Here is a 13,580-nt window from a genome sequence, read left to right as displayed (position 1 = left end):
GGGTCATGTGGAAAGCCCCGGCATCTCGCAGGCGGCGGCACGGGTGATCTCACCGCGCGCTACCATCCGTGCCGCGCGTTCCAGATCGGGGGCGAGGTAGCGGTCGTCTTCCAGCGTGGCGACCTCTTCGCGGACCCGCGCGACCACCCGCTGCAACGTCTCGCTGGTGGCAAGCGGCGCGCGAAAGTCGATGCCCTGCGCGGCGCAGAGCAGTTCCACCCCAAGGATGCGGTTCAGGTTCTCGACCATCTGCCCCAGCCGCCTTGCGCCATGGGCGGCCATGCTGACGTGATCTTCTTGGTTGGCCGAGGTCGGCGTGCTGTCGGTGACGCAGGGGTTGGCGAGGTGCTTGTTCTCGCTCATCAACGCGGCGGTTGTGACTTCGGCGATCATATAGCCGCTGTTGAGGCCGGGGGTCGGCGTCAGGAAGGGCGGCAGGTTGAAGCTGAGCACCGGATCGACGATCAGCGCCACGCGGCGCTGCGCGATGGCGCCGATCTCGGCCAGGGCGAGGGCGATCATATCGGCGGCGAAACCCACCGGCTCGGCATGGAAATTCCCGCCCGAGACGATGAGGTCTGCCCCCGTCAGCACCAGCGGGTTATCGGTGGCGGCATTGGCTTCGACCTCCAGCGTGGCGGCGGCCATGCGCAGCACGTCCATCGCCGCCCCCGTCACCTGCGGCTGGCAGCGGATGCAGTAAGGGTCTTGGACGCGGGCATCATTCGCCACATGGCTCTCCCGGATTTCTGAGCCATTGAGCAGGGCGCGCATGGTCTCGCCCGCCTCGATCTGGCCGCGATGACCGCGCAGGGCGTGGATCTCGGGCTGTAGCGGCGCGGTGGAGCCCATGATTGCATCCGTCGACAGGGCCGAGATCACCAGCGCCGAGGTCGCGGCCTGCCATGCGTCGAAGAGCCCCGCCAGCGCGAAAGCGGTGGAGAATTGCGTGCCGTTGATCAGCGCCAGCCCTTCCTTGGGGCCGAACTCCAACGGGGTGAGACCCGCAGCAGTCAGCGCCGCGCCGCCCGTCATGACGCGGCCCTCGAACTCCGCCTCGCCATGGCCCATCATCACGGCGGCCATATGCGCCAAGGGGGCCAGATCGCCCGAGGCGCCAACAGAGCCTTGCGCCGGGATCACCGGGGTCACGCCCCGCTCCAGCATGGCTTCGATCAGGTCCACGACCGCCAGCCGCACGCCCGAGGCACCGCGCCCGAGGCTCAGCAGTTTCAGCGCCATCAGCAGCCGTGCATGGCCGCGCGGGATCGCGGGGCCGACACCGCAGCAATGCGACAGGATCAGGTTGCGTTGCAGTGCCGCCGTATCCTCTGCCGCGATCTTGACCGAGGCGAGCTTGCCGAAACCGGTGTTCACGCCGTAAACGGCATCCTCGCCCGCCACGGCCCGAGCGATGCGGGCGTGGGCGTCTTCGATTGCGGGGCGGCAGGCGGGGGCGAGCCGCACCGATGCCTCTTCGCGGTAGATGCGGGCCAGATCATCCAAAGTGGCCGCGCCGGGGGTGAGGGTCAGGGTGGTCACGATTGGCCTCCGAAAATGCGGGAATGAAGCGGGTTGAAGCCGATGCGGTAGGCAAGCTCGGCCGGGTGTGTGATGTCCCAAACGGCGAGGTCGGCGCGCAGGCCGGGGCGGATCATGCCGCAATCCGCCAGCCCGAGCGCGCGGGCCGCGTGCTGCGTGGCGCCGCGCAGCGCTTCTTCCGGCGTCAGGCGGAACAGGGTGCAGGCCATGTTGAGGGTCAGCAGCAGGGAATTCAGCGGCGAGGAGCCGGGGTTGATATCCGTCGCCAGCGCCATCGGCACGCTGTGTTTGCGCAGCAGGTCGATGGGCGGCGCTTGGGTCTCGCGCAATGTATAGAAGGCACCGGGCAGTAGAACGGCCACGCTGCCCGCTTCGGCCATCGCGCTCACGCCGCTCTCATCAAGGTATTCGATATGATCCGCCGAGAGCGCGCCATAGGAGGCCGCCAGCCGCGCGCCGCCCAAGTTCGACAATTGCTCGGCATGGAGTTTCACCGGCAGGCCCAATTCCCGCGCCACGTCAAAGACCCGCGCGATTTGGGCGGGCTGAAAGGCGATGCCCTCGCAGAACCCGTCGACCGCATCTACCAGCCCTTCGGCATGAGCCGCACGCAGGGCGGGGAGGCAAACATCGTCGATATAGGCATCCGCGCGGCCTGTGTATTCGGCAGGCACCGCATGGGCGCCCAGGAAGGTGGTGGAGACGCGGATCGGGCGCTGCTGGCCAATGGCGCGGGCGGTGCGCAACATGCGCAGCTCGGTCTCGATATCCAGACCGTAGCCGGATTTGACTTCGATGGCCGTGACCCCTTCGGCGATCAGCACGTCGACGCGGCGCAGGGCATCGGCCAGCAACTCTGCCTCATCGGCGGCGCGGGTGGCGGTGACGGTTGAGACGATGCCGCCCCCGGCGCGGGCGATTTCCTCATAGCTGGCGCCCTCGAGCCGCATCTCGAACTCTCGCGCGCGGTCGCCGCCGTGCACGATATGGGTGTGGCAATCGATCAGCCCGGGGGTGACGAGGCGCTGACCCAGCGATTCGGCGGGCAGGTCGCGGTAGCCTTGCGGCAGATCATCGCGCGGGCCGACCCATGCGATCTGGCCCTCGGCAATCGCGATCGCCGCATCTTTGATCAAACCATAGGGCTGTGGGCCATCCATCGTCGCCGCCGTGAGGTCGACCAAGACCCGATCCTGCGCTGTCATCCTATCGCCTCCTCCTCAGGTTTCGCTTTTCTACATCGGTTTTATTTGCTATATGTCTATACATAAAGAAGCAAAGGGCCGTCAAATGATTTTCGCTACACATGCAAAACTGCCGCAGGGATGGGCGCGTGACGTTCGGATCACGGTTGCCGATGGGCGGGTGACGCAGGTTGAGACCGGGCAGGCACCCAAGGCCGATGACACCCGTGTCGACACCCTGCTGCCCGCGCTGGCCAATCTGCACTGCCACAGCTTCCAACGCGCCATGGCCGGGATGACCGAGACGCGCTTGGCCGGGAAGGACAGTTTCTGGACATGGCGCGATTTGATGTATCGCTTCACCGCCCATCTGACGCCCGCGCATATCGAAGCCATCGCGGCCTTCGTCTTCCTAGAGATGCAAGAGGCCGGTTTCGCCAGCGTGGGAGAGTTTCACTACCTCCACCACCAACCCGACGGCACGCCCTATGACAATCTGGGGGAGCTATCGGCCCGGATCGCGGCGGCGGCAGCACAGACGGGGATCGGGCTGACCCATCTGCCGGTGCTCTATACCTATGGCGAGGCGGGGCAGCAGCCCTTGCAGGCGGGGCAGGCGCGTTTTGGCAATGGGGTGGCGCGCTTCGGCGCGCTGGTTGAGCAGGCGCAGCGGGCGGTGCGGGACCTGTCCCCCGATTGCCGCGTCGGCATCGCGCCCCATTCGCTGCGCGCCACCGCACCGGCGGAATTGGCCGAGGTGCTGGCCGACCATCCCGATGTGCCGGTCCATATCCACCTCGCCGAACAGCCCAAAGAGGTCGCGGATGTCTCCGCTTGGCTTGGCGCACGCCCGGTCGAGTGGTTGCTGGCCAATGCCGAGGTGGCCGAGAATTGGTGCCTGATCCACGCCACTCATATGACGGAAGGTGAGACCGCTGCCATGGCCCGCAGCGGCGCGGTGGCAGGGCTTTGCCCGGTGACGGAGGCCAATTTGGGCGATGGGCCGTTCAACGGGCCGGGCTACCTTGCCGCCGGGGGGCGGTTTGGCATCGGGTCTGATTCCAATGTGTTGATTTCGCTGACCGAGGAATTGCGCACGCTGGAATATTCACAGCGTCTGCGGGATTTGGCGCGCAATGTGATGGTGGCGGGGGAAGGTTCGGTCGGGGCGGCGCTTTACACGGGCGCGGCGCGTGGCGGGGCGCAGGCGCTTGGCCGGGGTCGGGGCGAGATTGCCGTGGGCGAGTGGGCCGATCTTGTGGCGATCGACAGCCAAGACCCGGCGCTCTGCGCGCTGCGGCCTGACCAATTGCTCGACGGTCTGGCCTTTGCCGCCAAGGATCGGGTGGTGACCGATCTGTGGTCGGCGGGCCGCCATGCGGTGACGGGCGGGCGGCACCGGCAGCGGGATCGGATCGTGGCGGGTTACCGTCGCGCCATGGCAGAGGTGATGGCGCTTTTGTGAAACCTTCCCTTTTCGGGAACTTTGGCGCGGCCTGCCGGGTTGGCCCGGTAACGAGGACCGCGCGAAGTGCTGCGCGGCACAGCCCGAAGACAGTGAAAGGGAGCGGATCATGAGTCCACCAGACACGAACCTCAAAAAACAGGAAAGCCGTCACAAATGGCCCCTGATCGGCATGGCGCTTGTGGTAATCTTTGGCGTCGGGATCATCGTCTATTGGACGGGCGAGGAAGTCGCCACCGCGCCCGAGACGGAAGAGGAAGTGATCGTCGACGAGGAAAACGTCATTGAGGGCGACAATGAAGCATCCGTGCCGATCGCCCCTGATTGATCCAAACGGACAGCACCCAAATGCGAAACCCGGAAGCCTCGGCTTTCGGGTTTTGTTGTTTGACCTTGGCCGCGCAGGCGGGCCATCTTGCATCGGTATCGAGGGCAGCGGGGCAGGCACATGTGGTATTTGGTAGGGGACATCGGCGGCACCAATCTGCGCCTCGCAGCGGTAGAGCCGGCGGGGGCGGTGGTAGAACGCCGCAGCCATCCCACTGACGGGCTGACCACTTTGCCTGATGCCTGCGCGACGCTTTGTGCCGAGATGGGCCGCCCGCCCGAAGGGGTCGCCATGGCGGTGGCCGGGGTGGTTGTCGACGGGCAGGTGCGGATGACCAATGCGGCGCGCAGCATCTCGCGGGATGATCTGGCACGGGCCTGCGGTTTGGACCCCGCCAAGGTGCTGTTGCTCAATGATTTCGAGGCGGCGGCTTGGTCCTTGGCCACGCTGGATGCAGACAATGTGACCTATCTTCAGGGCGGGCCCGACCCGCGACCGGGGGCGCGGGTGATCATCGGCCCGGGGACGGGCCTCGGCGTTGGGTCTCTGGTCTGGCAGGGCGCGCGGCCCACGGCGGTGCCGGGCGAAGGAGGGCATCTGCGGCTCACCCCCCATAGCGCCGAGGAAGTGGCCTATTTCGAAGCCCTGATCGCGCTTTGGCCCGAGGTGCAGGTGGGCGAAGCGCTGGCGGTCGAGGCCGAGGCGATCCTGTCGGGCACCGGTATGCCCTATTGGTATCGTGCCATCGCCTCCGCACGGGGCGAGGCGGCGCATTCGGAGGGGGCGGCGGCGATTTTCGCGGCGGCTAGGGCTGGGGAGGACGCGAGTGCCTGTCGCGCAGTTGCTTTGATGGTGCAGTATCTTGGCGGGGTCGCGGGGGATCTGGGCTTGGTCATGGGCGCGCGCGGCGGGGTCTTCATCACGGGGGGCGTGGCGCAGCAGAACCCGTGGATGCTGGATGACGACTTCCGCGCCGCCTTCAACGCAGGGGGGCGGCACAGCAAATGGCGCGCGGCAATGCCCTTGGGCCTGTGCAGCGACCCCGACTTTGGCCTGCTCGGCGCGCGCAACTGCCTGTTTGTCCAGCACGAACACCCCCTGCCGGATTGACAGCAGGCAACGGGCCGCCATGATTGCCGCAGCAGTCGGAGTGCCCTATGTCCAACCTCAATGACCCGAAACGCCAGTTCTTGGCCGAACTGTTCGACACCGCCGTCGCCGCCGCCGATCCGCATTTGATCCTGAAAGACCAGCTGCCGCCGCCGCCCAAAGGGCGCACGGTGGTGATCGGTGCGGGCAAGGGGGCCGCGCAGTTGGCGCAGGCGTTCGAGGCCATCTGGCCGCATCCCTATGACGGTATCGTGGTCACCCGTTACGGCTATGGCGCGCCATGCAAGCGGATCAAGGTGCTGGAGGCTGCCCATCCCGTGCCCGATCAGGCCGGGATCGAGGCTGCCCACGCCTTGCAGGAAGCGGTGCAAGGTCTGGGGCCAGAGGATCAGGTGATCGCGCTGGTCTGCGGCGGCGGCTCATCGCTTTTGCCCGCCCCGCCCGAGGGGCTGACGTTGGAGGATTTGCAGGCGTTGAATTCGGCGCTCTTGGCCTCGGGCGCGCCGATTTCGGTCATGAACGACATCCGCAAGCAGTTCAGCACGGTCAACGGCGGACGTCTGGCGGAACTGGCCCATCCCGCGCGGGTGGTGAGCTTTGTCGTCTCGGATGTGCCGGGGGATGATCCGGGGGCCGTGGCCTCTGGCCCCACGGTGCCGGGGCGGCGTACTGCGGCGGCGGTTTTGGAAGAGGTGGCCGCGCGGGGGTTGGAACTGCCGGGGCGCTGCATGGCGTTTCTGGAAAAGGCGGCAACGCAGCCTCAGCAGGACGCGCCGAGCACGACGCAGACCCATGTCATCGCCTCTGCCGGTCTGTCGCTTGCCGCCGCGGCCAAAGCCGCGCAGGCGCGGGGGGTGAACGCGTGGATCCTGTCGGACGCGATCGAGGGCGAGGCACGGGAGGTGGCGCTGGTGCATGCGGCTCTCGCGCGGCAGGCGCAAGAGAGCGGCTTTCCGCATCCCGCGCCGCTGGTGCTGCTCTCGGGTGGTGAGACGACGGTGACCCTGCGCCACAAAGGGCGCGGCGGGCGGAATAGTGAGTTTGCGCTGTCCCTCGCGCTGGCGCTCGAAGGGCAGGAGGGGATCACGGCCTTGGCCGCGGATACCGATGGTATCGACGGGTCAGAGGATAACGCGGGCGCTTTCGTGGAGGCAGGCACAGCGGCTGCCATGCGCGCGGCGGGGGTGGACCCGCGCGGCGCTTTGCAGCGCAACGATGCTTTCGGGGCCTTCGAGGCGATAGATGCACTGTTTCACACCGGCCCCACCGGGACCAATGTGAATGATTTTCGCGCCCTTCTGATCGGCGATCTGCCGTAGCGTCCGCCCGCCTCGGGGCCGATTTAGGACCGGTCGAAGACGATCACATTGCGCCGCGCGGCCCCGGTCTTGGTGTCGGCAATCGCCTCGTTGATCTGATCCAGCCGCCAGCGGCCAGAGATTAGGCTGTCGAGTTGCAGGCGGCCCTGAAGATAGAGGTCGACCATCCACGGAATGTCGCGCTGGATCACCACATCGCCCATTTTGGAGCCGACCATGCCTTGCCCCAGGGCGGCGAGGACCACCGGTTCATAGCTGGCCTCGGCCCCGCTGTGGGGCATGCCGACCATGATCACCCGGCCCCCGGCGGCGAGGTAGCGCGGCGCGGTTTCATAGGCGGGGATCGCGCCCACGGTGACGATCACGGCATCCGCCCCGCGCCCCATGGCCTTGAAGGCCGCGCGCCACGGTTTCGCCTCGGTCGCGAGCACAGTGTCGGTCGCGCCGAATTCGCGAGCGATGGCGAGTTTGTCTTCGGTCATGTCGACCGCCACGATCCGCCGAGCGCCCGCGATGCGCGCCCCTTGAATCGCGTTGAGGCCGACCCCGCCCGCGCCGATCACCACCACATCCTGACCCGCGCGCAGGCCCGCTGCGTTGACCACGGCGCCGACACCGGTGATGACGCCGCAGGCGATCAGGCAGGCGGCGTCTTTGGGAATGTCATGCGAGATTTTCACCACCTGCGACCGGTCTACGACGACCTTCTCGGCGAAACCGCCGGTGTTCATCGCCTGAACGAGCGGTGCGCCCTCGGCCGTTTGCAGCGGCCCTTCGGGCGCTTGCGGGGTTTCGCAGATCGTCGGCTGGCCCGAGGCGCAGTTGGGGCAGCTGCCACAGGCGCGGATCAGGGTGACGATCACGCTGTCGCCCTCGGCCAGACCCTGCACATTCGGCCCCACGGCGCTGACGCGGCCTGCGGCCTCATGGCCATAGACGGCAGGCAGTGTGCCGCCCCAGCCACCTTCGGCAAACAGGATGTCGGAATGGCAGATCGCCACGGCATCCAAGGTCACTTCGACCTCGCCCGTTTGCGGTGCGCTGATGCGGATGTCTTCGACACTCAGCGGTGTGTCAAAGGCATGGCAGACGGCGGCTTTGATGGTTTGCAATGGCCTGTCCCTTTCACTTGGTTTTCGCCAGCCTGACGCGGTTGGGCCGGTGGTGCAAGACGGGGAATGGGCCTAATGCGGCGAAGTGTCGTTTTGTGACGTAGGGGTAGGGCGGCTGGCAAAGATCACCAGCCCGCCGAGGGTCAGCAAAAGCGCCAGCAGGAAGGGCGCACCGGGAAGGTAGATCGCGGCTTCGGGGGCCGTGAAATAGGCGAAGACTGCGGTCATCGTCAGCGGCGAGATGATCATCGCCAGCGCGGTGGAGGAACTGAGCGCGCCGTGCAACTCCCCTTGGGCGTCGGCGCTGACGCGGGCTGACATGATGCCTTGAAGCGCGGGCGGGATCACCCCCGCAAGCGCGGCGAGCGGGGTCATGATCAGCGCCCAAGTGCCCGAGGTCAGCAGGGTGAGCGCGGCAAAGGCGGCAAGGGCAAAGACATGGCCTAGAATCACCGTGGCGCGCGCGCCCAAGCGGCTGATCACGGGGCCGATCAGCGCGCCTTGGACCAGAGCCATTAGCACACCGAAAAGGCCGAGTGAAAGGCCGATCATCGTCGGTGACCAGCCGAAACGCTCGACCCCGAAATAGGCCCAAACCGCCGGATAGGCGGCAAAGCCCACATGGTAGATGAAATAGACCGCGAGCAGCCTGCCAACCTCGGGCAGGCGGCCAAGGGCGCGCAGCGCGCCCAGCGGATTGGCCCGTCGCCAGTCGAAAGCGCGGCGCTGCGTCGGGGGCAGGGTTTCGCGCAGCACGGCCCAGCCAAGCGCCGCATTGCCCGCCGCCAGTACCGCTGCGGCCCAAAAGGGCGCGCGGGTGCCATATTCGCCCAAGACGCCGCCCATCAGCGGCCCCAGAACAAAGCCCGCGCCAAAGGCCGCGCCGATCAGCCCGAAACGCGCCGCGCGGTCCTGCGCCGGAGAGATATCGGCCATATAGGCTGAGGCCGTGGCATGGGTCGCCGCCGTGATGCCCCCCACGAGCCGCCCGATCAGCAGCAGCCAAATGCTGCCCGCGAGTGCCATCACGCCATAGTCCACCGTCATCACGATCAGCGCCAGCAGCAGGACCGGGCGGCGGCCAAAACGGTCGGAGAGCCCGCCCAGCACCGGGCCGAAAAGGAATTGCATCGCCGCAAAGCCCGTGGCCAGCACGCCGCCCCAAAGGGCCGCATCGCTCAGCCCGCCGCCGCGAACTTCGCGGATCAGGTCGGGCATGACGGGCAAGATCAGGCCGACGCCCATGGCATCGATCATCACCGTCACAAGGATAAAGATCAGTGGCAGCGGCATTCGGTCAGATGTGGTCCGCGCGGGGGCCAAAGGCAAGGGCCGACGTCACGATAGGGCGCGAATGCGGCGCGCGTTGCAGGCGTTTGACCCGCTCGCTGCCAGAGACACCTGCCGCCACGCTCAGCCCTGCGCCTTCGGGATATGTCCGACACTGGCGAGGAAATCGTTCAGCGTTTCGGCGTATTCCTGCGGTTGCTCGACACAGGGCAGATGGCCCGCGCGGCGGATCAATTTGAATTTCGAGGCAGGGATCAGGTCCATCAACTCGCGCACCAGATCGGACGGGGTTGAGCCGTCTTCCGTCCCTGCGATGCCAAGTGCGGGCAGGCGTAGGCCGGAGGTCGGGGTCATGAAATCACTGTGCGAAATCGCCGCCGAACAGCCCGCATAGCCCGCGTCGGCTGCCGCGTCAGCATGTTGCGCCAGAGCGCCAGTTCCGGCGTGGCGCGGAACCCGGTCGAAAACCAACGCTCCATCACCGCATCGGCAAGGCTTTCGATGCCGCCCTTTTCGACCTCCGCGATCCGCGCATCCCAGATGTCGCGGTTGCCGATTTTGGTGGCGGTGTTGCTCAGCACCAGCGCGCGGATCATGTCGAGCCGTTTGACCGCCAGCCCCTGCGCGATCATGCCGCCGATCGAGAGGCCGATGAAGACGCAGTCGCGCACCTGAAGGTGGTCGAGCAGGCGTTCGGTGTCGGTGATGAGCGACCCCATAGAATAAGGCGCGGGCGGGCAGGACGACAGGCCGTGGCCGCGTTTGTCGAAGCGGATGATGCGCAGGCCGGGCGCGAGCAGCGGCAGGATCGGGTCCCACAGGCGCATGTCGGTGCCGAGCGAGTTGGCGAAGACCACGGGCGCGCCGTCCTCGGGGCCGTCGACGCGGTAGTGCAGTTGCACCTCGCCGGTGTCGAAAATCTGCATGGGGGTCTCCTTTGGGCGGCGTTCAGGGTGCAGCATATCGTGCGAACGCGGGAGGTCAAAGACGGGACAGTTCGAATAGGTACCGCCCGGTGGCACACCGGGCAGCGCCGACCCGCCCCCCTGGGGCGGCGCTTTCAGCACCACCCCGCGGGTCGGCGCTGCCCTAATCGTTACCCCAGTGTCTGTAAGGCGCGGGCAAACATATCCGCATCAACGTTCCCGCCGGAGATGGTGACGATCACAGCGTCGCCCTCGATCTCCCCGCCCCGGAACAACGCCGCGGCAAGCGCCACGGCACCGCCCGGCTCGGCCACGAGTTTCAACCGGTTGAAGGCATGACCCATAGCCTGCAACGCCTCCTCGTCGCTCACCACCAGTCCCGGACCCACCAATCGCTGCATGATCGGGAAGGTCAGCTCCCCCGGCGCAGGCGTGACGATGGCATCGCAGATCGAGCCCAAGGCGCTCGGGTTCTGCTCGATCTGGCCGGAAACCAGCGAGCGGGCGGCATCGTCGAAGCCTTCCGGTTCCGCCGGGCGCACGCGGAACCCCGGCGCCTCAGCCTCCAGCGCCAGCGCGATGCCGGAGGTCAGGCCACCGCCCCCGCAGCAGACGATCACCTGGGCCTCTTCGATCCCGGCCTCGGCGGCCTGCTGGGCGATTTCCAGCCCCGTGGTGCCTTGGCCCGCGATGACCTGCGGCTCGTCATAGGGTTTGATCAGCGTAAGCCCGCGTTCCTCAGCCAAGGCCGCACCGATCTCCTCGCGGCTCTCATTCGCGCGGTCATAAAGCACCACCTCGGCGCCATAGGCGCGGGTGTTGGCGATCTTCAGCCGCGGGCTGTCCTCGGGCATGACGATCACGGCAGGCGCGCCGTGCATCTTGGCCGCCAGCGCCACGCCTTGGGCATGATTGCCGCTGGAATAGGCGATGACGCCCTTGGCGCGCTGCGCGCTTGGCAGGGCCGAAAGGGCTGACCACGCGCCGCGGAACTTGAAGCTGCCAGTATGCTGCAAACACTCGGGTTTGACCCAGACCCGGCGGCCCGCGATCTCGTCCAGAAAGGGGGAGTTCAAGAGCGGCGTGCGCCGCACATGGCCCTTGGCGCGGTCGGCGGCGGCGCGGATCATGTCGATGTTCATTTGATTTGTCCTATCCATTCGTGCAGCGCGGCAAGCGCTTGGGGTTCGTCGAGAAAGGGCACATGGCCGCGGTCCGGCACTTCGGCCACAATCATATCGGGGCGGCGGGTCTGCATCTGCATCAGCGTCTCGCGGCTGAACAGCGTGGAATTGGCCCCGCGGATCGTGACCAACGGCAACCCTTGCAGCGCATCGAAGAATGGCCACAGATCGACAGCCTGCTGGCCTGCGGCGGTCACGGCATCGCGCAGATGCGGATCATAGGTGATTTTCAGCCCATCGTCGGTCGCCCTGTAGTGACGTTTGACCTCCTCAAGCCAGCGGCTCTCGGGCACGCCGTGAAACTCGGGGAAGGCGCGGGCCATGGCGGCGGCGGCTTCTTCATAGGTTTTGGCGGCGGGGTTACGACCGAGATAGCCCATGATGAATTCAACGCCCTTGGGGTCAAGCTCGGGGCCCACGTCATTCAGCGCCACGCCCAAAAGGTGATCATGAGCGACCATCGCCAGCGCCATGGCATTCAGCCCGCCACGCGAGGTGCCGATGAGGGCGACCTGTTCCAGCCCCAGATGCGCCAGCAATTCCAACACGTCGCGGCATTCCACCGAGAGCGTGTAGTTCCGCCAATTCGCGTCGAAATCCGAGCGGCCCCGCCCGCGGTAGTCCATGCGGATCAGCCGGTGATCAGCCAAATGCGGGGCGAGGTAGTCGAAATCCGCGCCGGTGCGGGTGAGACCGGCAAGGCAAAGGATCGGCAAGCCACTGCCCTCATCCGTGTAATGCAGGGACAGCCCGTCGGAGGTGGTGAAACGCGGCATCAGAGCCCCGCCAATGCGGGAATGCCGCTCAGCTCGCGCAACTGATGCGCGGGTTTCCACGGCAGCCGGTCCACCGGATCACCGCCCCGGTTCACCCATGCGGTGGTGAACCCATAGCCCGTCGCCGCTGCCGCATCCCAGCCGTTGGAGGACACGAACAGCACCTCGTCCTTGGCACAGCCGAAGTGCGCCCCGACAAGGTCATAGACCGACGCATGCGGTTTGAAGACGCCGACGCTTTCGACCGAAAGCGAGGCATCCAAAAGATCACCGATTCCCGCCGATTGCACCGCCCCGTCCAGCATCGCCGGGGCGCCGTTCGACAAGATCGCGGTGTTCAGGCCCCCGTCTTTCAGCGCGCGCAGCATGGCGGCCACCTCGTCATAGGCGCGAAGCTCCCAGTAAAGCGCCAGCAGGCGCGCGCGCAGGGCGGGGTCATCGGCGAGGTTCATCTTCTCCAGCGTCCAATCCAGCCCCTCTTGGGTGACTTGCCAGAAATCGTCATGCGCCCCGGTTACCGCCCGCAGCCATGAATACTGCAACTGCTTGAGACGCCAGTGTTCTGCCAGTTCCGGCCAAGTCTCGGCGATGGCGGCGAAAGCGGGTTCGGCTGCGGCCTCACGGGCGGCGGCGGCCACGTCGAAGAGGGTTCCATAGGCGTCGAAAACGCAGGTCGTGATGGGCATCTGACAGGCTCTCCCTTTCCGTGTAGCGGCAGAGTGGCACGCAGGCGCGGCGGCGAAAAGGGGCGAATTCCGCGATCGACCCGGACGGGGGGTTTACTCTCGGGGTCACAATCTTCATGCTGTCGCGGAATTTGGAGCACCCGCGCAGATACGCGGCCTCCTTCCCTTTTTTCCCCTACAGATTGGAGACACCCGATGGCTGAGGTCAAATCCGGCGACACAGTACAGATTCACTATACCGGCACGTTGAAAGACGGCACCACATTCGACAGCTCCGAGGGCCGTGACCCGCTGGAGTTCGTCGTGGGCTCGGGCCAGATCATCCCCGGTCTCGACAGCGCGCTGCCCGGCATGACCGAGGGCGACAAGAAGGTCGTTCAGGTGCCCAGCGACGAAGCTTACGGCCCCGTGAACCCCGAGATGCGTCAGGCCGTGCCGCGCGAAGGCATCCCGGCGGACATCCCGCTCGATCCCGGCACGCAGCTGCAGATGCAGACCCCCGAAGGTCAGGCCCTGCCGGTGACCGTGGTCGAGGTTGACGAGACCACCGTCACGCTCGACGCCAACCACCCGCTGGCGGGCAAAGACCTGCGGTTCGACATCGAACTGGTCAAGATCGCTCCGGCGGCATGATATCGGTGGCCGGGGGGCTTCCCCC

The 13,580-nt window shown here is 66.6% G+C and carries 12 protein-coding genes and 1 pseudogene; 5 read left to right on the top strand and 8 right to left on the bottom strand.

Going from position 1 to position 13,580, the window contains the following annotated elements; genetic code table 11:
- Positions 1-3: 3 nt before the first annotated feature.
- Positions 4-1,542 (bottom strand): histidine ammonia-lyase, encoded by a 1,539-nt coding sequence (gene hutH / locus ACGYLD_RS15445; protein ID WP_394403117.1) that lies wholly within the window; start codon positions 1,540-1,542, stop codon positions 4-6.
- Complete coding sequence (gene hutI, locus ACGYLD_RS15440) at positions 1,539-2,747, bottom strand: imidazolonepropionase (RefSeq protein WP_394403115.1); 1,209 nt, start codon at positions 2,745-2,747, stop codon at positions 1,539-1,541. Before hutI ends, hutH begins: the two co-directional genes overlap by 4 nt.
- 85 nt (positions 2,748-2,832) lie before the next feature.
- On the opposite strand from hutI, the gene ACGYLD_RS15435 reads away from it, so the two are divergent.
- The 4 genes from ACGYLD_RS15435 to ACGYLD_RS15420 all read left to right on the top strand — a co-directional run bounded on the left by ACGYLD_RS15435 (position 2,833) and on the right by ACGYLD_RS15420 (position 6,948).
- On the top strand, positions 2,833-4,191 hold the full coding sequence (locus tag ACGYLD_RS15435) for a formimidoylglutamate deiminase (RefSeq protein WP_271691880.1): 1,359 nt from the start codon (positions 2,833-2,835) through the stop codon (positions 4,189-4,191).
- A 109-nt stretch (positions 4,192-4,300) separates the two neighbouring features.
- Complete coding sequence (locus ACGYLD_RS15430; RefSeq protein WP_271691879.1) at positions 4,301-4,519, top strand: hypothetical protein; 219 nt, start codon at positions 4,301-4,303, stop codon at positions 4,517-4,519.
- 120 nt (positions 4,520-4,639) lie between these two features.
- Complete coding sequence (locus ACGYLD_RS15425; protein ID WP_394403113.1) at positions 4,640-5,629, top strand: ROK family protein; 990 nt, start codon at positions 4,640-4,642, stop codon at positions 5,627-5,629.
- A 47-nt stretch (positions 5,630-5,676) separates the two neighbouring features.
- Complete coding sequence (locus tag ACGYLD_RS15420; protein ID WP_271691877.1) at positions 5,677-6,948, top strand: glycerate kinase; 1,272 nt, start codon at positions 5,677-5,679, stop codon at positions 6,946-6,948.
- A 23-nt stretch (positions 6,949-6,971) separates the two neighbouring features.
- On the opposite strand, the gene ACGYLD_RS15415 is transcribed toward ACGYLD_RS15420, so the two are convergent.
- The 6 genes and pseudogenes from ACGYLD_RS15415 to ACGYLD_RS15390 all read right to left on the bottom strand — a co-directional run bounded on the left by ACGYLD_RS15415 (position 6,972) and on the right by ACGYLD_RS15390 (position 12,922).
- Positions 6,972-8,060 carry a zinc-binding dehydrogenase gene (locus ACGYLD_RS15415; protein ID WP_394403111.1) on the bottom strand — a complete coding sequence of 363 codons (1,089 nt, stop codon included), beginning with the start codon at positions 8,058-8,060 and terminating at the stop codon, positions 6,972-6,974.
- 72 nt (positions 8,061-8,132) lie between these two features.
- Positions 8,133-9,353 carry a TCR/Tet family MFS transporter gene (locus ACGYLD_RS15410; RefSeq protein WP_394403109.1) on the bottom strand — a complete coding sequence of 407 codons (1,221 nt, stop codon included), beginning with the start codon at positions 9,351-9,353 and terminating at the stop codon, positions 8,133-8,135.
- A 120-nt stretch (positions 9,354-9,473) separates the two neighbouring features.
- Positions 9,474-10,276, bottom strand: a pseudogene (gene pcaD, locus ACGYLD_RS15405) (3-oxoadipate enol-lactonase).
- Between the two features lie 170 nt (positions 10,277-10,446).
- On the bottom strand, positions 10,447-11,418 hold the full coding sequence (locus ACGYLD_RS15400) for a threonine/serine dehydratase (RefSeq protein ID WP_394403107.1): 972 nt from the start codon (positions 11,416-11,418) through the stop codon (positions 10,447-10,449).
- Complete coding sequence (locus ACGYLD_RS15395) at positions 11,415-12,236, bottom strand: alpha/beta fold hydrolase (RefSeq protein ID WP_394403105.1); 822 nt, start codon at positions 12,234-12,236, stop codon at positions 11,415-11,417. Before ACGYLD_RS15395 ends, ACGYLD_RS15400 begins: the two co-directional genes overlap by 4 nt.
- The gene (locus ACGYLD_RS15390) at positions 12,236-12,922 is read right to left on the bottom strand and encodes a haloacid dehalogenase type II (protein WP_394403104.1); all 687 of its coding nucleotides are present in this window, start codon (positions 12,920-12,922) and stop codon (positions 12,236-12,238) included. The genes ACGYLD_RS15395 and ACGYLD_RS15390 overlap by 1 nt, the downstream gene beginning before the upstream one ends.
- A 195-nt stretch (positions 12,923-13,117) precedes the next feature.
- Here ACGYLD_RS15390 and ACGYLD_RS15385 point away from each other — a divergent pair, with 195 nt between their 5' ends.
- Complete coding sequence (locus tag ACGYLD_RS15385) at positions 13,118-13,555, top strand: peptidylprolyl isomerase (protein WP_271691870.1); 438 nt, start codon at positions 13,118-13,120, stop codon at positions 13,553-13,555.
- Positions 13,556-13,580: the final 25 nt, after the last annotated feature.

Source organism: Sulfitobacter sp. 1A12056, from assembly GCF_043558125.1.
GTDB classification, from domain to species: domain Bacteria; phylum Pseudomonadota; class Alphaproteobacteria; order Rhodobacterales; family Rhodobacteraceae; genus Sulfitobacter; species Sulfitobacter faviae.
Note: the sequence above shows the minus strand (reverse complement) of the source record. Positions and strands in the feature narration are given on the sequence as shown.